22 protein-coding genes and 1 tRNA gene are annotated in these 22,455 nt (G+C 64.9%); 14 read left to right on the top strand and 9 right to left on the bottom strand.

Annotated elements, in window-relative coordinates; genetic code table 11:
* Nucleotides 1-95 precede the first annotated feature (95 nt).
* Complete coding sequence (locus HTY53_RS00465) at nucleotides 96-386, bottom strand: HigA family addiction module antitoxin (protein WP_174104442.1); 291 nt, start codon at nucleotides 384-386, stop codon at nucleotides 96-98.
* 20 nt (nucleotides 387-406) lie between these two features.
* A complete protein-coding gene (locus HTY53_RS00470) occupies nucleotides 407-685 on the bottom strand; it encodes a type II toxin-antitoxin system RelE/ParE family toxin (protein WP_174104443.1) in 279 nt (92 codons plus the stop codon).
* Nucleotides 686-914: 229 nt separating this feature from the next.
* Between HTY53_RS00470 and ruvC the strand changes: the two genes are divergently transcribed.
* From ruvC to HTY53_RS00495, 5 genes are all read left to right on the top strand, one after another.
* Nucleotides 915-1,460 (top strand): crossover junction endodeoxyribonuclease RuvC, encoded by a 546-nt coding sequence (gene ruvC / locus HTY53_RS00475; RefSeq protein WP_174104444.1) that lies wholly within the window; start codon nucleotides 915-917, stop codon nucleotides 1,458-1,460.
* Between the two features lie 88 nt (nucleotides 1,461-1,548).
* Nucleotides 1,549-2,745: a glycerophosphodiester phosphodiesterase gene (locus HTY53_RS00480; protein WP_174104445.1), complete on the top strand. Its 1,197-nt coding sequence runs from the start codon at nucleotides 1,549-1,551 to the stop codon at nucleotides 2,743-2,745.
* A gap of 105 nt (nucleotides 2,746-2,850) precedes the next feature.
* Nucleotides 2,851-3,432, top strand: a complete 582-nt coding sequence (gene ruvA, locus HTY53_RS00485; protein ID WP_174104446.1) for a Holliday junction branch migration protein RuvA — start codon at nucleotides 2,851-2,853, stop codon at nucleotides 3,430-3,432.
* Between the two features lie 165 nt (nucleotides 3,433-3,597).
* A complete protein-coding gene (gene ruvB, locus HTY53_RS00490) occupies nucleotides 3,598-4,677 on the top strand; it encodes a Holliday junction branch migration DNA helicase RuvB (protein ID WP_174104447.1) in 1,080 nt (359 codons plus the stop codon).
* A gap of 25 nt (nucleotides 4,678-4,702) precedes the next feature.
* Complete coding sequence (locus tag HTY53_RS00495) at nucleotides 4,703-5,290, top strand: hypothetical protein (RefSeq protein WP_174104448.1); 588 nt, start codon at nucleotides 4,703-4,705, stop codon at nucleotides 5,288-5,290.
* A 202-nt stretch (nucleotides 5,291-5,492) separates the two neighbouring features.
* Here HTY53_RS00495 and cobA read toward each other — a convergent pair whose 3' ends face one another.
* The 7 genes from cobA to HTY53_RS00530 all read right to left on the bottom strand — a co-directional run bounded on the left by cobA (nucleotide 5,493) and on the right by HTY53_RS00530 (nucleotide 12,696).
* Nucleotides 5,493-6,257 (bottom strand): uroporphyrinogen-III C-methyltransferase, encoded by a 765-nt coding sequence (gene cobA, locus HTY53_RS00500; protein ID WP_174104667.1) that lies wholly within the window; start codon nucleotides 6,255-6,257, stop codon nucleotides 5,493-5,495.
* Nucleotides 6,258-6,305: 48 nt separating this feature from the next.
* Nucleotides 6,306-7,622 carry a sulfate adenylyltransferase subunit 1 gene (locus HTY53_RS00505; protein ID WP_174104449.1) on the bottom strand — a complete coding sequence of 439 codons (1,317 nt, stop codon included), beginning with the start codon at nucleotides 7,620-7,622 and terminating at the stop codon, nucleotides 6,306-6,308.
* Between the two features lie 91 nt (nucleotides 7,623-7,713).
* Nucleotides 7,714-8,700, bottom strand: a complete 987-nt coding sequence (cysD, locus tag HTY53_RS00510; RefSeq protein ID WP_174104450.1) for a sulfate adenylyltransferase subunit CysD — start codon at nucleotides 8,698-8,700, stop codon at nucleotides 7,714-7,716.
* An 8-nt stretch (nucleotides 8,701-8,708) separates the two neighbouring features.
* Nucleotides 8,709-9,554, bottom strand: coding sequence for a phosphoadenylyl-sulfate reductase (locus HTY53_RS00515; protein ID WP_254599727.1), 846 nt, complete (start codon nucleotides 9,552-9,554; stop codon nucleotides 8,709-8,711).
* Nucleotides 9,551-10,129 (bottom strand): DUF934 domain-containing protein, encoded by a 579-nt coding sequence (locus HTY53_RS00520; RefSeq protein WP_174104451.1) that lies wholly within the window; start codon nucleotides 10,127-10,129, stop codon nucleotides 9,551-9,553. The genes HTY53_RS00515 and HTY53_RS00520 overlap by 4 nt, the downstream gene beginning before the upstream one ends.
* Nucleotides 10,130-10,170: 41 nt before the next feature.
* Complete coding sequence (locus HTY53_RS00525) at nucleotides 10,171-11,850, bottom strand: nitrite/sulfite reductase (protein WP_174104452.1); 1,680 nt, start codon at nucleotides 11,848-11,850, stop codon at nucleotides 10,171-10,173.
* Between the two features lie 72 nt (nucleotides 11,851-11,922).
* Nucleotides 11,923-12,696, bottom strand: a complete 774-nt coding sequence (locus HTY53_RS00530) for a sulfite exporter TauE/SafE family protein (protein ID WP_174104453.1) — start codon at nucleotides 12,694-12,696, stop codon at nucleotides 11,923-11,925.
* Between the two features lie 153 nt (nucleotides 12,697-12,849).
* On the opposite strand from HTY53_RS00530, the gene HTY53_RS00535 reads away from it, so the two are divergent.
* The 9 genes from HTY53_RS00535 to HTY53_RS00575 all read left to right on the top strand — a co-directional run bounded on the left by HTY53_RS00535 (nucleotide 12,850) and on the right by HTY53_RS00575 (nucleotide 22,145).
* Nucleotides 12,850-13,791: a CysB family HTH-type transcriptional regulator gene (locus tag HTY53_RS00535; RefSeq protein WP_174104454.1), complete on the top strand. Its 942-nt coding sequence runs from the start codon at nucleotides 12,850-12,852 to the stop codon at nucleotides 13,789-13,791.
* On the top strand, nucleotides 13,788-15,005 hold the full coding sequence (locus tag HTY53_RS00540) for a methyltransferase (protein WP_438820912.1): 1,218 nt from the start codon (nucleotides 13,788-13,790) through the stop codon (nucleotides 15,003-15,005). Before HTY53_RS00535 ends, HTY53_RS00540 begins: the two co-directional genes overlap by 4 nt.
* A gap of 100 nt (nucleotides 15,006-15,105) precedes the next feature.
* Entirely contained in the window at nucleotides 15,106-16,305 is a 1,200-nt protein-coding gene (locus HTY53_RS00545) for an ABC transporter substrate-binding protein (protein ID WP_174104455.1), read from the top strand.
* 75 nt (nucleotides 16,306-16,380) lie between these two features.
* Nucleotides 16,381-17,250 (top strand): NAD(P)-dependent oxidoreductase, encoded by an 870-nt coding sequence (locus HTY53_RS00550; RefSeq protein WP_174104456.1) that lies wholly within the window; start codon nucleotides 16,381-16,383, stop codon nucleotides 17,248-17,250.
* 144 nt (nucleotides 17,251-17,394) lie between these two features.
* A tRNA-Leu gene (locus HTY53_RS00555) sits at nucleotides 17,395-17,479 on the top strand.
* A 281-nt stretch (nucleotides 17,480-17,760) separates the two neighbouring features.
* Nucleotides 17,761-17,967 (top strand): hypothetical protein, encoded by a 207-nt coding sequence (locus HTY53_RS00560; RefSeq protein WP_174104457.1) that lies wholly within the window; start codon nucleotides 17,761-17,763, stop codon nucleotides 17,965-17,967.
* Entirely contained in the window at nucleotides 17,960-19,342 is a 1,383-nt protein-coding gene (locus tag HTY53_RS00565) for a DNA cytosine methyltransferase (protein WP_174104458.1), read from the top strand. The genes HTY53_RS00560 and HTY53_RS00565 overlap by 8 nt, the downstream gene beginning before the upstream one ends.
* A gap of 2 nt (nucleotides 19,343-19,344) precedes the next feature.
* Nucleotides 19,345-20,451, top strand: a complete 1,107-nt coding sequence (locus HTY53_RS00570) for a PmeII family type II restriction endonuclease (protein WP_174104459.1) — start codon at nucleotides 19,345-19,347, stop codon at nucleotides 20,449-20,451.
* A gap of 947 nt (nucleotides 20,452-21,398) precedes the next feature.
* A complete protein-coding gene (locus tag HTY53_RS00575; protein WP_174104460.1) occupies nucleotides 21,399-22,145 on the top strand; it encodes a nucleotide-binding protein in 747 nt (248 codons plus the stop codon).
* The last annotated feature ends 310 nt before the right edge of the window (nucleotides 22,146-22,455 follow it).

Raw genomic sequence — 22,455 nt, forward strand, 5'->3', positions numbered from 1 at the left:
GTTCGAAGAGCAGTACGAACGAGCAGTTCGACGAGCACCGGCTGCCCTCTCCCCTGCCCCTCTCCCGCAAGCGGGAGAGGGAACCTCGGCGGCCCTCAACCCGCGCGCGCCAACCTTTGAATGCGCTTGCGCGGCTTTCGTGAGGCAGTCCAAAGATCATAGGCGGACTGCAAACCGATCCACATCTCGCTGCTGGTGCCCAGCGCGTCTTCCAGCCGCAGAGCGATATCGGGCGTGATCGCGGCGTGTCCGTTGACGATGCGCGATAGCGTCGCCCGCGTGACGCCGATATGTCGTGCGAAATCGGTCAGCGTCATGGCATCCAGGTCGCGCAGCCATTCGGCGAGCACCGTACCCGGATGCGGAGGGTTGTGCATCCTCGTCATGATTCGATCCCCTCGATAGCCTAGTGATAGTCCTGGTAGTCCACCAGCAGTACGTCGCAACCGTCGAACCGGAATGTCAGTCGCCAATTGCCGCTGACGGTGACCGACCAATGATCGGACAAGTCGCCTGTCAGTTTGTGCAGCCGCCAACTCGGTACGGCCATGTCCTGAGGACCCGTCGCCTGGTTCAGTACACCCAATTGCAACTGCAGACGGGTGGCGTGATGGGGCCGGATGCCGGCCTTGGACCCGGTCTCGAAGAAGCGCTTCAGACCAGCGTGTGCGAAGCTTCGGATCATTGGTTTGGTCGAGTGTATAGCGAGACTATACGGAAGACAAGCATGCCGTGGCGACCGAGAGGGGCTGACTGCGGCATGGACGAAGGGCGCCATTGCGGGAACCGACAAGGGCCGAAGCTTGCCAGCATCGAGCCTCTGAGAGCTTTGGCTTTACGCCCGGCGATTTGCGGGATTCGACGACCGTAACGAACGCGCTTACACTAGCGGCCAACCTAGAATCATTGATCCAATGCGCATCCTCGGCATCGACCCCGGCCTTCGTACCACCGGCTTCGGCGTGGTCGAAAAGCACGGCAACAAGCTTGCCTACATCGCCTCGGGCACCATCAAGAGCGATGGCAACGGCAGCCTGCCGGAGCGTTTGAAGACGCTGTATGACGGCATTGCCGAGGTCACGCGGACCTATGCGCCCGATTGCGCGGCGATCGAGAAGGTGTTCGTCAACGTCAATCCGCAATCGACGCTGCTGCTCGGGCAAGCCCGTGGCGCGGCGATCTGCGGACTGGTCGGCTACGGCTTGCCGGTGTTCGAATACACCGCGCTGCAGCTGAAGGTCGCTGTGGTCGGCTATGGCCGCGCGAACAAGGCGCAGGTGCAGGAGATGGTCGCGCGGCTGCTGGCGCTGCCGGGCCATCCCAGTTCCGATGCGGCCGACGCGCTGGGCGTGGCGATCTGCCATGCCAATGGCGGCGATACGCTGGCCACCTTGAGCGGCCTGGCCCCCGAACTCGCGCGCAAGGGCGTGCGGGTCCGGCGCGGCAGGCTGGTCGGCTAGCGGCGGCCGACTTCCGTCGCCACGCCCCGCAGCCCGGGCGACGCCTGCCTCACTTACAATCGGCCTCGTACTCGCTCGAGGAGGCCGCATGTCCCGATCCATCCCGCGCTCCATCCCGTTCTTCCGCCATGCCCTGCGGCCCGACGCCGCCGTCCGCGGCGCCTTGCTGACCATCACCGCGGCCGCGCTGCTGGCGGGCTGTGTCACTGCACCGCCTCCCGCCGCGCCCGCGCCGGAGCCGCCAAAGGCCGAACCGGCACCGCCCCGTCCCAAGCCGCTGGTGATCGGCCATCGCGGCGCCAGCGCACTTCGGCCGGAACACACGCTGGCCGCGTACACCAAGGCGATCGAGGACGGCGCCGATCTGATCGAACCGGATCTGGTCGTCACGCGCGACGGCGTGCTGGTGGCCCGGCACGAAAACGAGATCGGCGGCACCACCAACGTCGCCACGCTGCCGCAGTTCGCCGACCGCAAACGCATCAAGGTGATCGACGGCGAGCGGCTGGAGGGCTGGTTCACCGAGGACTTCACGCTGGCCGAACTGAAGACGCTGCGGGCGCGCGAGCGCATTCCGAAGCTGCGTCCGGCCAATACGCAGTACGACGACAAGTTCGAGATCCCGACGCTCGCCGAGATCATCGAGCTGGCCGCCAATGCCTCGCGCCGCAGCGGCAGGACCATCGGCCTCTATATCGAGACCAAGCATCCGAGCTATTTCCGCGGCATCAACCTGCCGATGGAAGAGAAGCTGGTCGACGCGCTGCGTGCCAACGCCCACACGCGCCGCGCGCCGGTCTATCTGCAATCGTTCGAGACCGCCAATCTGCGCGCGCTGCGCCAGCGGCTCGGCAAGTCGATGCCCAACGTCAAGCTGGTGCAGCTGATCGGCAATGCCGCGAAGGCGCCGGCCGACTGGCGCCTGGCCGGCGACACGCGTCGCTATGCGGACATGCTCACGCCGCTCGGCCTGCGCGAGGTTGCCACCTATGCCGACGGCATCGGCCCCGAGCGCACGCACGTGGTGCCGCGCGACAGCGCCGGCGCGCTGGGCGCGCCCACGGCGTTGGTGCGCGACGCGCATGCGGCCGGCCTGGTCGTGCATCCCTACACGCTGCGTTCCGAGAACACCTTTCTCCCCAAGAGCCTGCGCGGCCCGGGCGGCGATGCGGCGCGGCATCCGGCCGGCATGATCCGCGAGGCCCGGGCGCTGATCGACGCCGGCGTGGATGGCTTCTTCACCGACGATCCCGCGCTCGGCCGGCGCGCGGTGGACAACCCGTAGACGCGCGGACATTCCGGCGCGCTGCGCTACACTGGCGCCCTTCCAGACCGACCCATGCCGGCGCGCTCGACAGCGCGCCGGCAGCCAATCCCTCCGCAAGCCACCATGATCGGACGCATCGCCGGCACCCTCATCGAGAAGAATCCCCCGCATCTGCTGGTCGACTGCCACGGCGTCGGCTATGAGGTCGACGTGCCGATGAGCACCTTCTACAACCTGCCCGCGGTCGGCCAGCCGGTCACGCTGCTGACGCAGCTGATCGTCCGCGAGGACGCGCATCTGCTGTACGGCTTCGGCAGCGCCGAGGAACGCAATACCTTCCGCGAGCTGATCAAGATCAGCGGCATCGGCGCGCGCATGGCACTGGCGGTGCTGTCGGGCATGTCGGTGGCCGAACTGGCGCAGGCCATCACGCTGCAGGAGGCAGGCCGGCTGACGCGCATTCCGGGCATCGGCAAGAAGACCGCCGAACGGCTGCTGCTGGAACTGAAGGGCAAGCTCGGCGCCGAGCTCGGTCACGTGGCAGGCGCGGCCGCAGCGCACGACAGCGCCGCCGATATCCTGAACGCGCTGCTGGCGCTGGGCTATTCCGACAAGGAAGCCGCGGCGGCGACCAAGCAGGTGCCGGCCGGCACCGGCGTTTCCGAAGGGATCAAGCTCGCGCTGAAGGCGCTGTCGAAGGGCTGAGGCCGCGCGGCGGCACGGGCACGTGTACGGCCGGCGTGTGGGCGGTGCGCGAGCCGGTGTGCGGGCCGGTGTGCGGACCGACAAGCGGCTCGTGCTCGCTGAGACGGCGCACGGCGCCGAAGGTCCCGTGGGCTACAATCGAGCCAGTTTTCCCGCCTCCGCGCCATGATCCAAACCGACAAGTTCGCCCCGAGCCGCCCTGCCGACCCCAGCGGCGACCGCCTGATCGCCGCCACGCCGGCCTCCACCACCGAGGAGGCCTTCGAACGTGCGCTGCGGCCCAAGCTGCTCGACGAATACGTCGGCCAGCAGAAGGTGCGCGACCAGCTCGACATCTTCATGCATGCGGCGCGCAACCGCCGCGAGGCGCTGGACCACGTGCTGCTGTTCGGCCCGCCCGGGCTGGGCAAGACCACGCTGGCCCACATCATCGCGCGCGAGATGGGCGTCAATCTGCGCCAGACTTCGGGCCCGGTGCTCGAGCGGCCCGGTGACCTCGCGGCGCTGCTGACCAACCTCGAAGCCAACGACGTGCTGTTCATCGACGAGATTCACCGGCTGTCGCCGATCGTCGAGGAAATCCTGTACCCCGCGCTCGAGGACTACCAGATCGACATCATGATCGGCGAGGGCCCGGCCGCGCGCTCGGTGAAGCTCGATCTGCAACCCTTCACGCTGGTCGGCGCCACGACGCGCGCCGGCATGCTGACCAATCCGCTGCGCGACCGCTTCGGCATCGTCGCGCGGCTCGAGTTCTATACCGCCGACGAACTCGCCCGCATCGTCACGCGCTCGGCGCAACTGCTGCACGCGCGCATCGATCCGAAGGGCGCGCTGGAGATCGCGCGCCGCTCGCGCGGCACGCCGCGTATCGCCAACCGGCTGCTGCGACGCGTGCGCGACTATGCGGAGGTCAAGGGCGACGGCACCATTACCCGCGAGATGGCCGATGCCGCGCTGGCGATGCTCGACGTCGACCACGTCGGCTTCGATCTGATGGACCGCAAGCTGCTCGAGGCGATCCTGCACAAGTTCAGCGGCGGCCCGGTCGGTGTCGACAATCTGGCCGCGGCAATCGGCGAGGAGCGCGACACCATCGAGGACGTGCTCGAACCCTATCTGATCCAGCAGGGCTATCTGCAACGCACGCCGCGCGGACGCGTGGCGACCCCGGCGGCCTACCGGCATTTCGGGCTGGCGGCGCCGGGCGGCGCGCAGGGAAGCATCCTGCCGGATGAAGCATGATCGGATAAACCACCGGGAGGCGCCGATGCGGAACGATCGAGACAGCACGATACGACGCGGGGCGCGCGCGCTGGCGCTGACCGGCGCGCTGATCTGTGCGGTGACAGGGGCATCCATCGGCATTGCGACGGCACAGCCCGCGCCCGCCCCCACCGCGACGGAAGTAGTCCGCATCGATGCGTCGAACGCGGTGCTGGTGCAGGGACCGCAGGGTCAGCTGACCGAATTGATGACCGGCGACGAAGCGCATCATTTCGGTACGGTCAAGGCGGGAGACCGGCTGACGGTCACGCACGGCCCGGCGCGAATCACGAAGCTCGAGCCGCTGGCAAGCCGCAACGTCGCTACCGCGGAATCGGTCGATCGGTTGTCGCGCCGCCTCGACGACGGCCGGCCCGGCGTGCTCCGCGAGATCATCACCACGGCCACCGCCGAGATCGTCGCGGTCGATCCGATCGCCCGCACGGTGACGTTCCGCGGCCCGCGCAATGCGGAACACGCTGCGCGCGCGGACGACATCTCGATCGACGTGGCCGCGCTGCGGCCGGGCCAGATGGCCCGGATCGTTTATCGGGAGACGGTGGAGATTACGAGGGAAGCGCCAGCGCGCTGAGTGGATCGCTAACCGCTCGACTCAATCAGGGTGGGATTGGCGCCGAGGGGTTTTCTCCCCTCTCCCGCCCAGCGGGAGAGGGGTTGGGGGAGAGGGCAAGGGCGGTGGCTATCGCGAAGCGGTATCGCAGCGACCACCGTGGTTTGCCCTCTCCCCTGCCCCTCTCCCGCGAGCGGGAGAGGGGAAAAAACCTGCGCGCGCGTCAGGCCGCTCTCTGCTGGCGCTCGCCCTCCTGCTGCGCATCGCCGGCGGTCCCGCTCGCCCGCCCACCCAACGCCTCGCCAATCATCAGCAAGCTCGGATGCTGCGGATCGATCCACGCCGCGGCTTCGCCGGCCGCCATCTGCCGCAGCGTGAACTGGCGGCTGCGCTGGTGCGGGGTCGAGGCGGCCTCGACCACCCAGGCCGGCGTCGATGCCGGCTTGCCGTGCGCAATCAGCTGCGCGGCGATCGATGCGGCCTGATCGCGGCCCATGTAGTAGACCAGCGTATCGGCCTTGACGTCGGCTTCCACGTCGATGGTGTCCGGGGCCTTGGCCTGCGTGGCAAACGCAACGCTGCGCGACACGCCGCGCCTGGTCAGCGGGCGTGCGATCGCCGAGGCAGCTGCGAGCGCGGCGGTGATGCCCGGCACGATCTCGTACGCGATGCCGGCCTCTTCCAGCGCCTGCAATTCCTCGTCGGCGCGGCCGAACAGCATCGGGTCGCCGCCCTTCAGGCGCACCACGCGCTCGTACTTGCCGGCCAGGTCGACGATCTGCCGGTTGATGAACAGCTGGGCGGTCGAGCGCTTGCCGCAGCGCTTGCCCACCTCGACCAGCCTGGCCTGGGGACACCAGGCCAGCATCTCGGGCGACACCAGCGCATCGTGCAGCACCACGTCGGCTTCGCCCAATAGTCGTGCACCGCGCACCGTAATGAGGTCCGCCGCGCCGGGACCGGCGCCAATCAGGTAGACCTTGCCCATCATGCTGCTCCTCGTGATTCCTGGATCGACTTCGATCTCGCTGCGATGTCAGGAATATGCACGGATCATGCCCGCGGCGACCGTGTGATTGGTGGCCTCGTCGATCAGCACGAACGCGCCGGTAGCCGGGTTGTCGCTGTAGACGTCGCAGACCACCGGCTTCTGCAGCGTGATCTGCACCGAGCCGATATCGTTCAGGCGGATGTCGTGGCGCCCAGTCTCGTGCGACAGCGTATGCACGTCGAGCACGCGGTCCACCGCCGACACGCGCGCGAACACGCTGGCGGTGGTGTGCTTGAGCACGTATTTGCGCGCGGTGTTCAGCGCCGCATCGTCGAACCAGCACAGATCGGCCTGCAGCTTCTTCGCCGGCAGCGCCTGATGGCTTTCCGCGGCCGCTGCAGCGACGAACATGTCACCGCGCGATACATCGACGTCTTCGGCCAGCCGGATCGTAATGGTCTCGCCCGCGCTGGCCTCTTCGGCCGCGCCGTTAGGCGTCAGCACCTCGGCGACCACCGCCTCGCGGTTGGCCGGCAGCACGCGCACGGCCTGGCCGACGCGGACCGTGCCGGCCTCGACGCGGCCGGCATAGCCGCGGAAATCGTCGGACTGCGCACCGTCCTGGCGGATCACCAGCTGCACCGGGAAGCGCAGCGCGGCCTCGCCCTGCGGCGCGACTTCCTCGACCGGCAGCGCCTCGAGCAGCGGCAGCAGCGGCTCGCCCTGATACCAGGGCATCGCCTCGCTGGCGTGCACGATGTTGTCGCCGCGCAGCGCGGACACCGGCACATAGCGCACGTCCTTCAGCCCCAGCTGGCTGGCCAGCTCGGCATAGGCGGCGCGGATCTCGTTGAAGCGCTGCTCGCTGTAGTCGACCAGGTCCATCTTGTTGACCGCGACGATCACGTGCTGCAGTTCGAGCAGCTTGACGATCGCGGTATGGCGCTTGGTCTGCGCCAGCAGCTGCGCGCGGCCATCGGCCACGGTCACGCGGGTGGCGTCGATCAGCACGATCGCGGCGTGCGCGGTCGAGGCGCCGGTGACCATATTGCGGGTGTACTGCTCATGGCCAGGCGTATCGGCGATGATGAACTTGCGGCGCGCGGTCGAAAAATAGCGGTAGGCCACGTCGATCGTGATGCCCTGCTCGCGCTCGGCCTCGAGGCCGTCGGTCAACAGCGAGAAGTCGATGTCCTCGCCGGCGGTGCGCTTGTTCTTGGCATTGGCCAGCGCGGTCAGCTGATCCGACAGCACGGCCTTGCTGTCGTACAGCAGGCGGCCGATCAGCGTGCTTTTGCCGTCGTCGACCGAACCGGCGGTGATGAAACGCAGAAGGCCCTGGTGGGCGGCTTGGGTGGTCATGATGCAAATCCTGTCTCGGGGCGTCGCGGGTTGCGTCGATGGCGCGCGAAGGTGAGCGTGGTGCGCGTGAAGCTGCGCGTATCGCCGCACCTCAGAAGTAGCCTTCCTTCTTGCGACGCTCCATCGATGCTTCGCTGGTCTGGTCGTCCATGCGCGTGGCGCCGCGCTCGGTGATCTCGGTGACGGCGGTCTCGGCGATGATCTCGACCGGCGTCGCCGCGGTGCTGGCCACCGGGCAGGTGCAGCTGATATCGCCAACGGTGCGGAAGCGCACCGACAGCACCTCGCTGACGTCGCCGTCCTGCTTCGGCGTCAGCGGCGTCACCGGCACCAGCAGGCCGTTGCGGCGGACCACCTCGCGCTGGTGCGCGTAGTAGATCGGCGGCAGCGCCAGGTTCTCGCGCGCGATGTACTGCCACACGTCGAGCTCGGTCCAGTTCGAGATCGGGAACACGCGCATCTGCTCGCCCGGCGCCATGCGGGCGTTGTACAGGCTCCACAGCTCGGGCCGCTGCGCCTTCGGATCCCATTGGCCGAACTCGTCGCGGAAGGAGAAGATGCGCTCCTTGGCGCGCGCCTTCTCCTCGTCGCGGCGGGCGCCGCCCATCAGCGCGTCGAACTGGTGCTGCTCGATCGTTTCCAGCAGCGTGACGGCCTGGGCCGCGTTGCGCGAATCGGTTTCCTTGCGCAGGCGCACGGTGCCGCGCTTGATCGAGTCTTCGACGTGGCCGATCACCAGCCGCGCACCGATCTCGGCGACGCGCTGGTCGCGGAAGGCGATCACCTCGGGGTAGTTATGGCCCGTGTCGATATGCACCAGCGGGAACGGCAGCTCGATCTTGCGGTTGCCGAGCCGGAACGCCTTCAGCGCCAGATGCAGCATCACGATCGAGTCCTTGCCGCCGGAGAACAGCAGCGCCGGATTGCGGCACTCGGCAGCGACCTCGCGGATGATGTAGATCGACTCGGCCTCGAGCCGGTCCAGGTGGTCGTTCTGTACCTCGATCAGGTGCGCGATGTCGGGGTTGCCGTCGCGCGTGGTCGCGGCGCCGGCCTGGAGTTCGTTCATGATGCCCATCTGTGGCCTCAATGCTTGATGTTCTGTTCGTGCAGACCGCACTCTTTGGAGTCGCGGCTTTCCCACCACCAGCGCCCGGCGCGTACATCCTCGCCGGCGCGCACGGCGCGCGTACACGGTTCGCAGCCGATGCTGGGATATCCCTTGGCATGCAGCGCGTTGATCGGCACCGCATGGCGCTTCAGATAGGCCCACACCTCGGCCTCGGTCCAGTCCGCGAGCGGATTGAACTTCGGAATGCCGCGCGCCTCGTCCATCTCCTCGAACGGCAGGTCCGCACGCGTGACGGCCTGCTCGCGGCGCTGGCCGGTCAGCCACGCATCCGCATGCGACAGCGCACGGTTCAGCGGCTCGACCTTGCGGATGCCGCAGCATTCCTTGCGCAGCTCGACGCTGTCGTAGAAAGCGTTCAGGCCGTGCTTGCGCACATAGTTCTCGACCGCTTCGGCGTCGGGCGTGAAGCGTTCGATCTCGTAACCGTAGTGCGCCTTGACCTCGTCCAGCATCGCCAGCGTCTCGGCGTGCAGGCGGCCGGTGGCCAGCGTAAACACGCGGATGCCGGCGCGCAGCGCGGCCGAGCCGCGCAGGATCGCGTCGGTGATCACCATGTCCTCTGCGGCCAGGCTCGACGCAAAGCGGGCGCGGTAGAAGCGGCCCGCGATCGCTTCGAGCCGCTCGGCCAGCGCGGCTTCCTTGGCCTCGAGCCCAGCGACGGTGCCGGTGTATTCCGGTGCGGTCCACAGCGACGGGCGCAGCGGCGATGCGGCCGGGCTCTCCGAAGCGGTCCCGGAAGCGATCTCGGGCGCAATCTCCGAAGCGGTCGCCGGCAGTTCGACGATCGGAATCACGCTCATGCCGATTCCCGTTGTTCGGCGCGCGCCCGGCGGAACAGCGGCAGCGGCTCGTCCACCGAGGCCTGATAGGTCACGGTGAATTCGCTGAAGCCCTTCAGGGCGTCCTCGATGTTCTTGTCGGCGCGCACGGCGAAGGCGTCAAAGCCGCAGCGCTTCATGAAGTTCAGCTGGTCGCGCAGCACGTCGCCGATCGCGCGCAGCTGGCCCTTCCAGCCATAGCGGGTGCGCAGCAGATACGCGGTGGAAAAGCCGCGGCCGTCGCGGAACACCGGGAAGTCGACTGCGAGCAGCGACACGCGCTGCAGTTCGCCGGCGACATCGCCCGGCTCGTCGTCCGGTGCCAGCCAGATGCCGGTCTTTGCCGCGTCGCGGCCGGCCAGCAGGCCGTCCTTGTGCGCCAGCCAGACCGGCAGCGGGAACAGCACCGCGTCCTGGCTCGAGGCCGCCGCGGCGATCTGTTCGTCGGTCGGGGCCTGGCCCTCGGCGCCGCGCAGCACGGTCCACGCGTCGTCGACGATCGCCGGCACGGCAGCCTGGCCGCCGTCGGCGCGTTGCAGTTGGATGATCTTTGCCATATTCGTTCTCGATGCGTTTGCGTTCGTCGATGCCGTCGGGCTCAAGCTTCGGCGCGTTCGCGCTGCTTGTTCGCGTAGACGCGCTCCTTGAACGGCGCGACGCCGATGCGGGCGAAGGTGTCGATGAAGCGTTCGTCCTCGATGCGGTGCTCGACGAAGGTCTCGATGATGCGGCTGACCACGTCCGGCATTTCGTCTGCCTTGAACGAGGGGCCGATCACCTTGCCCAGCGCGGTCTGGTTGCCCTGCGCGCCGCCGAGCGTGACCTGGTACCACTCCTCGCCGTCCTTGTCGACGCCGAGCACGCCGATATTGCCGACGTGGTGGTGGCCGCAGGCGTTGATGCAGCCCGAGATGTTCAGCGAGACCTCGCCGAGGTCGTGCACGAAGTCCAGATCCTCGAAGCGCTGCTGGATGGCCTGCGCGATCGGAATCGACTTGGCATTGGCCAGCGAGCAGAAATCGCCGCCGGGGCACGCGATGATGTCGGTCAGCAGACCGATGTTCGGGGTGGCCAGCCCATTGGCCTTGGCCAGCTGCCACAGCTCGTACAGGTCGCGCTTGCGCACGTCCGGCAGCACCAGGTTCTGCTCGTGCGCGACGCGCAGTTCGCCGTAGCCGTAGCGGTCGGCCCAGTCGGCCACCAGTTCCATCTGCTCGGCGGTCACGTCGCCCGGGGGCGCAGCCACGCCGGGCTTGGTCGACAGCGTCACCGCGGCATAGCCCGGCACCTTGTGGCCGTGCACATTGCGGCGGACCCATCGGGCGAAAGCCTTGTCTTCCAGCAGATGCTTCTCGAAGCTCGTGTCGGTGTCGGGCAACTTGTCGTAGGCCGGCGGCGTGAAATGCCGTGCCACGCGGTCGAATTCCGCCTGCGTCAGCGTGCCGGGGCCGTCCTTGCTGTGCTGCCATTCGGCCTCGACTTCCTCGGCGAACTTCTCCACGCCCAGCGACTTGACCAGGATCTTGATGCGCGCCTTGTACTTGTTGTCGCGGCGGCCGTAGCGGTTGTAGACGCGGATCGCCGACTCGATGTAGGTCAGCATGTGCTGCCACGGCAGATCGTGCTTGATGATGGCGCCGAGGATCGGCGTGCGGCCCAGGCCGCCGCCGGCCAGAATGTTCAGGCGCAGCTCGCCGTCCGCATTGCGGTAGGCGTAGACGCCGATGTCGTGCATCTGCACCACGGCGCGGTCGTCCTTCGACGCCGAGATCGCGATCTTGAACTTGCGCGGCAGGAAGGCGAATTCCGGCTGGAACGTGCTCCACTGGCGCAGCAGCTCGGCCAGGGGGCGCGGGTCCACCGCCTCGTCCGGCGCGACGCCGGCGAAGTGGTCGGTGGTGATGTTGCGCACGCAGTTGCCCGAGGTCTGGATTGCGTGCATCTCGACCGAGGCCAGGTCGGCCAGCGCATCCGGCACGCGCTCGAGCTCCATCCAGTTGTACTGGATGTTCTGGCGCGTCGAGAAGTGGCCGTAGCCGCGGTCGTAGTGGCGCGCCAGATGCGCCAGCATGCGCAGCTGCTTCGACGCCAGCAGGCCATAGGGAATCGCCACGCGCAGCATGTAGGCGTGGCGCTGCATGTAGAGGCCGTTCTGCAGGCGCAGCGGCAGGAATTCTTCTTCGGTCAGCTCGCCCGACAGGCGGCGACGCACCTGGTCACGGAACTGCGCGACGCGCTCGGCAACGATGCGCTGGTCGTATTCATCGTACTGATACATGGTGTGGGTCCGTTCAGTATGCGTTCGTGTTCGTGTTCGTTCGTAGGGACGCGCGGGGCAATGGCACCGGCGCTAGGAAACCAGCTTGATCGCCACCAGCGTCAGCGTGGTGGCCAGCGCGCCGCGTACCAGCCGTTCGGGCAGCGCCCGCGACAGCTGCGCGCCGATCCAGATGCCGGGGATCGAGCCCACCAGCAGCGCCAGCAGCAGGTTCCAGTCGACCGTGCCGAGCCACACGTGGCCGAGCCCGGCCAGCGCGGTCAACGGCACTGCGTAGGCGATATCGGTGCCGGCCACCTCGGCCGGCTTCATGCGCGGATACAGCAGCAGGATCAGCGTCGCGCCGACCGCGCCGGCGCCGATCGACGACACCGTGACCAGCACGCCGATCACCACGCCGACGATCACGGTGGCCACCGCCTGGGCGCGGCCTTCCAGTTGAAAACGGGGATTGCGGGCGAGCCATGCGAGCAGCTGGCGGCGGAACAGCAGCGACAGCACGGTCAGGATCACCGAGATGCCGATCGACAGACGGATCGCGTGCAGCCAGCCGGCATCGAGCTCGCCGGCGCTCTTGAGCACCAGGATGGCCGCCAGCGCGGCCGGCAGGCTGCCGATGCACAGGCGCCGGACGACGTGCCACTGAATATGGCCGTGGGCGCGGTGCGCCAGCGTGCCGAAACCCTTGGTGATGGCCGCGAAGGCCAGGTCGGTGCCGACCGCGGTGGCCGGCGAGAAGCCGAACAGCAGGGTCAGCAGCGGCGTCATCAGCGAGCCCCCTCCCACGCCGGTCAACCCGACGAGGACGCCTACCAACAGACCGGAAACGGTAAAGGCCAGGGACATGGGGGCGCACCGAAGTGGGTCCCCGCCGGGCCGCGCCGGCTTGTAACGCCGGGCGCACGGGGACTAGCCGTTTAACAAAGTTCGCAAATCGTAATAAACTCGCCTCATATCTCAAACTAATAAGAAGTTGTTTGTTTATACGGACGACGATATATGAACCTGCACCAATTTCGCTTCGTGCGTGAGGCCGTCCGCCAGAATTTCAATCTGACTGAAGCCGCTAAAGCACTTTACACGTCACAACCCGGGGTCTCCAAGGCGATCATCGAGCTCGAAGAGGAGCTGGGGGTCGATATCTTCACCCGGCACGGCAAGCGGATCCGCAGCCTGACCGAGCCGGGCCGCCGCATCCTGACCTCGGTCGAAAAGATCCTGCAGGAAGTCGAGAGCCTGAAGCGGGTCGGCAAGGACTACGCGGCCCAGGACCAGGGCAATTTCACGATTGCCACAACGCACACCCAGGCGCGCTACGCGCTGCCCCGGGTCATCGGCGAGTTCACCAAGCGTTACCCGAAAGTGCGGCTGTCCATTCAGCAGGGCAACCCGGCGCAGATCGCCGACATGGTGCTGCACGACCAGGCCGACCTGGCCATCGCCACCGAAGGGATCTCGGGCGACAAGAATCTGGTGTCACTGCCCGGCTATCAATGGCAGCACACCATCGTGACTCCGCCCGACCACCCGCTGCTGGACAAACCCCATCTCGCCTTGGAAGACCTCGCCGGTTACCCGATCATCACTTATGACCCCCACTTCGCCGGGCGGTCCAAGATCGACAAGGCGTTCGAACTGCGCCAACTGCAGCCAGACATCGTGCTGGAGGCCATCGACGCCGACGTGATCAAGACCTATGTGGAGATCGGACTGGGCATCGGCATCGTCGCCGGGGTCGCCTTCGACCCCGAACGTGACCGCAATCTGCGCGGCATTCCGGCCGGCCACCTGTTCGGCACCAATGTGACGCATCTGGCCGTCAAGCAGGGCGCCTATCTGCGCAGCTTCGTCTATACCTTCATCGAACTGTTCTCGCCGACCCTGAACCGCAAGCTGGTCGAACAGGCGATGTCGGGCGACCACGAGGCCTACGAACTGTGAGCGCACACCAACCTGAACAGCGGCCTGGCAATGAGGCCGCGGCCGAACCCACCATCGAGTGGACCGAGGAAGGCCGCACGCAGCGTGCCCGCTGGCGCTCCGAGGCCGGCATGCCGCCGCCACGGCGCGTGGTGATCGCCGACGACCGCACCGACGCCGATACCGCCTACCGGCTCGCCTGCGAAGGCACCGCCCTGCTGTGGCGCGGCGACTTCCAGAATGCGCGCCAGCTGCTGCAGGCGATGGCCCGCCGGGTGGATCGCAAGCCGCGCCGCGCCCAGCGCCAAGCCAAGGTCAAACCCGCACCCGCCACACCCGCCGAGGCCTTCCATCTGCATCGCCAGGCCCAGGCCCAGCGCGCCCGCACGCTGGCCATGCTGCTGCTGCCGTTCGAGGCCGACCACAGCGTGCCGCTGCGCCGTGCGCCCGATGTACGGGAGGCCTGCACCGAGGCATACGGCGACGCCGCCGAACCTTATGTCGCCTCGATGCGCGAACTGCTGGGCCTGATCGGCGCGCACGAATGGCGCAAGAAAGGTGTGCCGGTGCCAGCGCTGGGCGACCGCATCCATCCCTGGTACGGCGTGTTCTCGCCAGTGCGCGGCGAGTATGTCGACCTTGTCGGACAGGCGCCGCTGCCGAAGGCGCTGGCGCGCGAATCGCTGGCCTTCGATATCGGCACCGGCACCGGCGTGCTGGCCGCGATGCTGGCGCGACGCGGCGTCAAGCGCGTCGTTGCCACTGACCAGGATCCGCGCGCGCTGGCCTGCGCCGCCGACAATATCGCCCGGCTGGCGCTCTCCCAACAGGTGGAGATCGTGCAGGCCGACCTGTTCCCGGACGGCCGCGCCCCGCTAGTGGTCTGCAATCCGCCGTGGGTACCGGCGCGGGCGAACGCGCCGATCGAACATGCGATCTACGATCCCGACAGCCGCATGTTGCGGGGCTTTCTGGCCGGGCTCGCCGCGCATCTGACCGACGACGGCGAAGGCTGGCTGATCCTGTCGGACCTCGCCGAGCATCTCGGCCTGCGTCCGCGCGAGACGCTGCTGGGCATGATCGACGACGCCGGCCTGCAGGTGCTGGGCCGCATCGACATCAAGCCGCGACATCCGCGCGCCGCCGATGCCGACGATCCGCTGCACGCGGCCCGCGCCGCGGAGACCACGTCGCTGTGGCGGCTCGCGCCCAAGGCCGCCGCCCAGGCAGGCTGACGCCCGGCCCCCGACTCGATGGAAGCCGGATGGAAGCCGGATAGAAGCCGGATGGAAGCGATATCCATATAGAAGCCAACAAGCCGAAGGAGGAGACCCCATGCCAAGATCTACCTTGCCCCGCCTGCGACGCTCGCTGCGTCCCGTCACGCTCGCGCTGGCTGCCGTCGGCGCCGCCAGTGCCCTGCTCAGCGGCGCTGCGCACGCCGACATCCGCGTCGGCATCGATGTCTCGACCACCGGGCCGGCCGCATCGATCGGCATCCCGTCGAAGAACACCATCCTGATGTGGCCAGCGACGCTGGGCGGCCAGAAGGCCGAGTACATCCTCCTCGACGACGCCTCGGACCCGTCTGCCGCAGTGCGCAACGTGCGCAAGCTGATCTCCGAAGAAAAGGTCGACGTGATCGTCGGCCCCAACATCACGCCGACCGCGCTGGCCGCGCTCGACGCGGTGTCGGAGGGCGAGACCCCGATGGTTGCGCTGGCCGCCTCGGCCGCGATCGTCGAGCCGCAGACCGACCCCAAGCGCCGCTGGGCCTTCAAGATGCCGCAGAACGACTCGCAGATGGCGACCGTGCTGACCGAGCACATGAGCAACCACGGCGTGCGCACGGTCGGCTTTATCGGCTTCAACGACGCCTACGGCGAGAGCTGGTGGCGCGAGTTCTCCAAGCTGGCCGAAGTCCGCAAGATCCGCGTGGTCGCCAGCGAGCGCTTCTCGCGCAACGACACCTCCGTCACCGGCCAGGTGCTCAAGCTGATGGCCGCCAATCCCGACGCGATCCTGATCGCCGGCGCCGGCACGCCGTCGGTGCTGCCGCAGAAGACGCTGGGCGAGCGCGGCTACAAGGGCAAGGTCTATCAGACGCACGGCATCGCCACCGGCGAATTCCTGCGCATGGGCGGCAAGGACGTTGAAGGCACGCTGTTCCCGACCGGCCCCGTGGTGGTCGCGCGCCAGCTGCCCGACACCCATCCGGTCAAGAAGGTCGCGCTCGACTTCGTGACTCGCTACGAGGCCAAGTACGGCGCGGATTCGATCACGCAGTTCGCCGGCGATGCCTGGGGCGCGTGGCAACTGCTCGACGATGCCGCCCGGCGGGCGCTGAAGACGGGCGCGCAGCCCGGCACGAAAGAGTTTCGCGTAGCGATGCGCAACGCGCTGGAAACCACCGCCAATCTGACCGTGCCGAACGGCGTGCTGAACCTGAGCCCGCGCGATCATCAGGGCTTCGATCAGCGCTCGCGCGTGATGGGCGTGATCCGCAACGGCAAGTTCAGTTACGCGGGACAATAAGCCGGCATTGCAGGGCGCGGCCTTCTGGCCGACGCCCCTGCCGAGCAACAACAAGATCAGCAAGGAGTTGTCGTCATGACTACGATCGCCTTTATCGGCCTGGGCGCGATGGGCTCGCAGATGGTGCGCCATCTGCTCGCAGCCGGCCACACTGTGCGCGCCTCCGTGCGCCGGCCCGAAGCCGCCGACGCGGCCCGCGAACTGGGCGCCGAACCGTTCTTCAGCCCGGCCGAGGCGGCGCGCGGCGCCGAGGTCGTGTTCACCAACGTGACCTCGTCCGAGGATGTCCGCATGGTGCTGCTCGGCGAAGGCGGCGTGATCGAAGGCGCCGCGCCGGGCACGATCTGCATCGACCACAGCACGATCTCGCCGGTGGTTACGCGCGAGATCGCCCAGGCGCTCGCCGAACGCGGCATCGAGGCGCTCGACTGCCCGGTGTCGGGCGGCACCGTCGCCGCCGAGGCCGGCACGCTGACCATCATGGTCGGCGGCAAGGCGGACGTGCTCGAGCGCGTGCAACCGCTGCTCGCGTGCTACGGCAAGACCATCACGCATATCGGCGACAACGGCGCGGGCCAGGTCGCCAAGCTGTGCAACCAGATCGCCCAGGTCGTCAATATCGAAGGGATCGCCGAGGCGATGCGCTTCGCGCAGTCGCAGCAGGTCGACATGCAGCGCGTGCTGCAGGCGATGTCGACCGGCATGGCCGGCAGCCGTATGCTGGACATGATGGGACCGAAGATGGTCGCCCGCGATTTCGCCGCCGGCATCCAGGCACGCCTGCACGACAAGGACTTCGGCCTCGCCGCCGACGTCGCCCGCGAAGCCGGCCTCGCCCTGCCCGCGATGCAGGCCACCGCGGCGCAGCTGCAGACGCTGATGCGCAACGGCTGGGGCAAGGACGACACCTCGTCGCTGCTGCGGGTGCTGGAGGATCAGGGCTGAGGTCTGCGGCCGGCAAATCGGCGCCCGGCCAGTCCGTGGCCGGCCCCCCTTGGTTGTCCGGCCCGTCAATTTGCGGCATAATCCGCTGCTCAGCGCAGTGCCTCCGCCGTTTCTCCGGCGACCCTCCGGCACGATCGCGCACCCGCCCGGGTGGTGAAACAGGTAGACGCAGGGGACTCAAAATCCCCCGCCGCAAGGCGTGTCGGTTCGAGTCCGACCCCGGGCACCAGCCACAGCACGTCTTGATTTCCAAAGGTTTAGGGAGAAGTGCGCCGGCCAATGCTGCTCGAGCGCAGTCAACTGCTACTTCGCGTTTTTCGCAGTTCCCCGCAGACCGGCCGGAAGCTGCATACCCTTGCCGCAAGAGCCGTCCAAGGACAACGGCAGACGAGCCCACCAACGGCTCTCATCCGTTCTTTGGTAAGGGCGTTTCTCTTCAGCCATTGTCGCCGTCGTTTCTCCACCCTCGTTGGATACACGATCGTGCATCCAACGAGGTAGAATGCTCAGATGGCTACTAAAGAAGTGGGCATTCGTATTCGCGTCGAAAAGGAGCTCAGGGACGAGTTCCAGTCCGCCTGCCTGGCGGAGAACCGCCGCGCATCGGAAGTGCTCCGCGAGTTCATGCGCGTCTATGCGCGCCACCGGATGGGAGGCCGACAAAGTGACCTCTTTCCGTCCGGCGACCATCACGCTCCCAAGGATTCAAATGAATAAGCGCGAGAGTGCTAAGGCGCCAAAAAAATACACGGTTATCTCTCTGTTTTCGGGGGCTATGGGTCTCGACGTAGGGCTGGACCGCACCGGTCGATTCGAGTTACTCGCGTGCGTCGAGAAGGTACCGTCATTCTGCGAGACTATTCGCGCGAATCGTTCAGAGGGACGGCTTCCTGCCGACCTAAAAGTGTTCGAGGGCGACATCTGTCATCTTGACCCTGCCGAAGTTCTGTCTGCATGCGGGCTCAAGCGAGGGGAATTGGACGTCTTGGTTGGAGGGCCTCCGTGCCAAGCGTTTAGTACAGCAGGACGCAGAATGTCGACTCAAGACCCGCGCGGAACGCTCTTGTGGCAATTTCTGCGTTTCGTGGAATACATGCAACCAAAGTTCTTTCTGATGGAGAACGTGAGGGGGCTGCTATCTGCCGCGCTAAAGCATCGGCCCATTGCAGAGCGACCCGAGCGTGGCGGACCACCGCTTGAGCCGGATGAACTCCCAGGCTCTGTGGTGCGGCTGTTCGCCGAGGACATGCAGAACATAGTCAGTGTTGATGGGGCCGGCTATCACATGGACTGTTTCGAGGTGAATGCGGTTAACTACGGCGCACCTCAGCTGCGCGAGCGCGCGCTGTTCATTGGCAATCGCTTTAATGCCATTGTGGATTTCCCTGACCCAACCCACGGACCCAATCACTCTATTTCCGCGCAAACCTCCCTTCTGGAGGAAGCAGGCTCACTCCGGCCATGGAAAACTCTGCGCGATGCCATTGGCGGATTGAGCGACCCGGGCCAAGTGATTATGGACTTCAGCCCGCGCAAGAAATCATTTCTAGCTCTGATTCCTCCGGGCTCGAATTGGCGCAGCCTGCCAGTCGAGCTCCAGCAAGAATCGATGGGGTCGGCATGGCACGCGAAGGGCGGCAGGTCGGGCTGGTGGCGCCGGCTAAGCTATGACCTTCCGTGCCCCACACTTGTAACAATGCCGAACCACGCTAGCACAGCGCTTTGCCATCCGACGGAGGTGCGAGCCCTTTCCCTGAAAGAGTACGCACTTATTCAGGAATTTCCTTCAGACTGGGTTTTCAAAGGGACGGTTAGTCAACAATATGCCCAGGTCGGGAATGCGGTTCCGGTTCGCCTTGGAACTGTTGCAGGAAATGTAATTGCGAGGGAATTGGATGCTCTTGCCAAGCAAAATTGGCTTGCAAGAGCAACAAAACCACAAGCGTACAGAGTGGTCTATGTGCAATCACACGTTCGCACTCGCCAGTGGTTTAAAGGGGGTAAGACGTATATTTGGGAAGACGGAGAGACGAATGAGTCGGCAACCTATGAAGCCCCGCAGACTCTACGTAAGGTAAGCACGATAGGATAGAAATGGCAATAACCACAAGAAAAAAAAGCGCAGTTCCGAACACGCTTTCAGAACTACTAAAGTCGCGTACACATCATTTCAGCCCCGAACAAATCGTTAGACTCTTCGGCTCTGTAACGGAGGAGCGGGTAGATTGCCTCGCCGATTCACTCGCGGCTTACATTGGCACAAATTTGCCCGCCGCCTTTGAACGTCGAGACGGTCTTTCGGACTACCGCACTAACCCGTATGTGCTGATGACGTCCGCAAGCGTCATGAGGTTGGACGACCCGCAAGCCTTCGGATCATTCCTATTCAATAGTAAACTTTACATGGCGCTGGAGACGTCATTCGGCAAGCAAATTGAGGCAGCTTTTGTTAGCCAGTACCCAATTGACTCAACGAACAAGTGGATTGAGCCGCCAGAGAAGCGTGCCGAGTTTGCCGCCCTCGTGGGGCTCAATCGAGAAGAGAAGGCACAGCGGCGGCTTAATTCGGTGTGGCGCGAGATTGATAAATCGGTAGTGGTCGGCAACCGGCGATATCTTACGTCGATTAAAAGCGGCCCTAATACAATCAATGACACGCAAGTGCAGGGCATGACCAGAGCCATCATCGATAACTATCGCGCTTGGGTTGAGCAGACGCGAGCAACCTATCCAGAGGTCACTGGCATAGATGTCGTCCTAGGGCTGACTTATGGCACGGACCGGACGACAAACAACAAAGAGAATCAGATTCTCGTGAAACTCTTGCAGAATGGCTTCGAAGAAGCAGACCGAGCGAACGAGCCTGGAGTTCTAGTGGACTCGGAAACCCGCTCGGTGCGTGTCTATCGGTGCATCGGCATGGATTTTTGGTCCTTTATTGGTAAACCGGACAATCGCCCAGCGGCGAACTTTGTTTTCCTAGAGGTTTTACTTGCTCTCGCAAAGGCGCTAGGCCGAGGCGTTCAGAATTCGGATATCGAGACGCGGATTAACCTCAAACTACAACAGCTCGCATTGGCGCTTTCTAGTTTAATGTTTCCCCGGCAAAGTCTCCCGGCGTGGGTCAGAGATGACTTCTCTGAAACCCAACTTTTCTGGTTCGCCACGGCGATAACAGCGTTCTACGACGAAGGAATCTGATGTCTGGGGACGTACGGCGAGTGCTTCGTGCCACATAGAGGCCTTACAGGGAAGTACACACCTCTGCTATCGCCGAGTGCGGAAATTGCGCGCCGGAGCCCCTCTCCGCAATAGACTTCGTGACGTAACATGCAGTCGTGCATGATCGTCACTTCCGAGTCAGAGCAATCCCGTGATTGCACGCCGCACCATGTGAGCCGCAGCTTACCGGTAGCATGCCCTCGAAAACATGGGCAAGCACTGCGGATAGGGTACAGACGGCACCGTTCAGGGCAGAGAACCTTGCACGCTAGCCCATTCACTACCCAGCCCTTGGCGACGTTTTTTCTGGAATGGCAAATCGCTCCGCGCTTCGCTTGGCAACCCCTTCGTTGCATCCCGCGTCCGTTTTGCCGGACTGACCGGAAGGTTGGCCTGGCTTCGCACGTTCCTCCCTTGACCGGCAGGCTACATGGCTTCAGGCGTGAACGGTGACGGCTCGCGCGGTTTCCTCGTTCCCTACGCTTTGCTCTGCCTGCGGCTTCCGTCCCCGTGACGCCTCTTCCAGACCACAGCCAACGCCCTCCCCGCAGGGATCCCCCGGGCAATGAGGGATCCAGAGAGGTAGAGGCCATTTGGAGGAGCAAAGGCGGCTTGCACACGAGTGATTTTACGGTCCATGGCCGGCAAAACAAGACTGTTTCAGCGCCAGCCTTTTTTTGCCGATCATACCAAACCCAAATATCTTATCTCTTGTAAAATCAGGTTACCTGACAGCAAGGAAGACACCATGACTGGCAAAGGCAGGTGTGGGTTACATAGAATCATATCGAATCCGAAGGCAGCCGACGCCAAGCGGCTGCCCGGTTCCGTGCTGGACAAAGGACGACTGCGATAGCAGATTCATCAAACTCGAAATTGATGTAAAAACCCGCGACACGCACGCTATATTAATAACGGAGATAGAAGTGAAGCCTAAAGTCTTTATAGGGTCTTCTCGAGAAGGCTTGGACATCGCAAATGCGATGCATGCAAACCTAACACGAGATGCAGAATGCACCGTGTGGGCAAATGGCGTCTTCCAGATTTCTGGGACAACTATTTACGACCTTATTCAAGCATTGCGAGAGTCAGACTTCGGTGTTTTTGTATTCAGTCCGGACGATTTGAGTTTGATGCGCGGCAATGAGAATCCTGTAGTCCGTGACAATGTGATTTTCGAGTTGGGCCTGTTCGTCGGTCGTCTAGGCATCGAAAGATGCTTCTTCATAACCCCGGATAATGTCGCGGATCTCCGGTTGCCCACGGATCTGATGGGTATCACGCCTGGCCAATATGAAGCAGGTCGCCGAGATAAAAACTGGCTAGCAGCGACCAATCCCGCTTGCATGCAGATCCGCGCAAAGTTACTTGAACTGAAGTCTTTTCAGGATGCGCCCCAATCCATCGCCTCACCGTGGACCGCATCAAATGCAACCGCTGTCCCTGGCGCTGCAGGCAGTGCTTCAGCGGCAAGCGCTACCACTGCGGATGAGCCACTTACGCTTGCAGCGCATGGAAAGGCGTTCGTCATAAACGGCAGTTCACGGAAGCATAAAGACGAGCTCAAAGCCGCCGGCGCTAGCTGGAACAAAGGCCTTCAAAAATGGGTGATTCGTGGCGTGGACAAGGCGAAGTTTGATGAACTTATTGGCCGGCTAAACAGCGAAGCCTAGTCCTTTGTGCGGTCGAATCTACTAGTAACCAAACGGCTTAACATCTTGCCATATCAATGTGCTCTTCTCTGAGTAGGCTGAGTGGCCTCTTAGCCGGACAGGCAGCCTAAGCGATTGCTCCTCGTGTGTTATCGCGACGCGTTCTGCGCCGCCTAACGGTGCGGCTGAATCGCCTCACTGCTGCTGAGCGGCCTCGACGGCTTTCGTCGTTGGCCGCTCCACGCATTATGTTGCAGCACCAACGTTGGAAGTCGAACGGTGGCGTTGGATCGATATAGGTCGTTGCTCGTGCTCCTTCATCTTCTGACTC

The sequence above is a fragment of the Cupriavidus gilardii genome (assembly GCF_013314895.1).
Lineage (GTDB): Bacteria > Pseudomonadota > Gammaproteobacteria > Burkholderiales > Burkholderiaceae > Cupriavidus > Cupriavidus gilardii_C.

Coding starts and splice junctions, on each gene's coding strand:
- HTY53_RS00505 (WP_174104449.1), bottom strand. CDS start 7,622: ATGACCACCCAAGCCGCCCACCAGGGCCTTCTGCGTTTCATCACCGCC.
- ruvA (WP_174104446.1), top strand. CDS start 2,851: ATGATCGGACGCATCGCCGGCACCCTCATCGAGAAGAATCCCCCGCAT.
- HTY53_RS00550 (WP_174104456.1), top strand. CDS start 16,381: ATGACTACGATCGCCTTTATCGGCCTGGGCGCGATGGGCTCGCAGATG.
- HTY53_RS00465 (WP_174104442.1), bottom strand. CDS start 386: ATGACGAGGATGCACAACCCTCCGCATCCGGGTACGGTGCTCGCCGAA.
- HTY53_RS00565 (WP_174104458.1), top strand. CDS start 17,960: ATGAATAAGCGCGAGAGTGCTAAGGCGCCAAAAAAATACACGGTTATC.
- HTY53_RS00515 (WP_254599727.1), bottom strand. CDS start 9,554: ATGAGCGTGATTCCGATCGTCGAACTGCCGGCGACCGCTTCGGAGATT.
- HTY53_RS00520 (WP_174104451.1), bottom strand. CDS start 10,129: ATGGCAAAGATCATCCAACTGCAACGCGCCGACGGCGGCCAGGCTGCC.
- HTY53_RS00525 (WP_174104452.1), bottom strand. CDS start 11,850: ATGTATCAGTACGATGAATACGACCAGCGCATCGTTGCCGAGCGCGTC.
- ruvB (WP_174104447.1), top strand. CDS start 3,598: ATGATCCAAACCGACAAGTTCGCCCCGAGCCGCCCTGCCGACCCCAGC.
- HTY53_RS00470 (WP_174104443.1), bottom strand. CDS start 685: ATGATCCGAAGCTTCGCACACGCTGGTCTGAAGCGCTTCTTCGAGACC.
- cysD (WP_174104450.1), bottom strand. CDS start 8,700: ATGGGCATCATGAACGAACTCCAGGCCGGCGCCGCGACCACGCGCGAC.
- cobA (WP_174104667.1), bottom strand. CDS start 6,257: ATGGGCAAGGTCTACCTGATTGGCGCCGGTCCCGGCGCGGCGGACCTC.
- HTY53_RS00495 (WP_174104448.1), top strand. CDS start 4,703: ATGCGGAACGATCGAGACAGCACGATACGACGCGGGGCGCGCGCGCTG.
- HTY53_RS00535 (WP_174104454.1), top strand. CDS start 12,850: ATGAACCTGCACCAATTTCGCTTCGTGCGTGAGGCCGTCCGCCAGAAT.
- HTY53_RS00480 (WP_174104445.1), top strand. CDS start 1,549: ATGTCCCGATCCATCCCGCGCTCCATCCCGTTCTTCCGCCATGCCCTG.
- HTY53_RS00545 (WP_174104455.1), top strand. CDS start 15,106: ATGCCAAGATCTACCTTGCCCCGCCTGCGACGCTCGCTGCGTCCCGTC.
- ruvC (WP_174104444.1), top strand. CDS start 915: ATGCGCATCCTCGGCATCGACCCCGGCCTTCGTACCACCGGCTTCGGC.
- HTY53_RS00570 (WP_174104459.1), top strand. CDS start 19,345: ATGGCAATAACCACAAGAAAAAAAAGCGCAGTTCCGAACACGCTTTCA.
- HTY53_RS00530 (WP_174104453.1), bottom strand. CDS start 12,696: ATGTCCCTGGCCTTTACCGTTTCCGGTCTGTTGGTAGGCGTCCTCGTC.
- HTY53_RS00560 (WP_174104457.1), top strand. CDS start 17,761: ATGGCTACTAAAGAAGTGGGCATTCGTATTCGCGTCGAAAAGGAGCTC.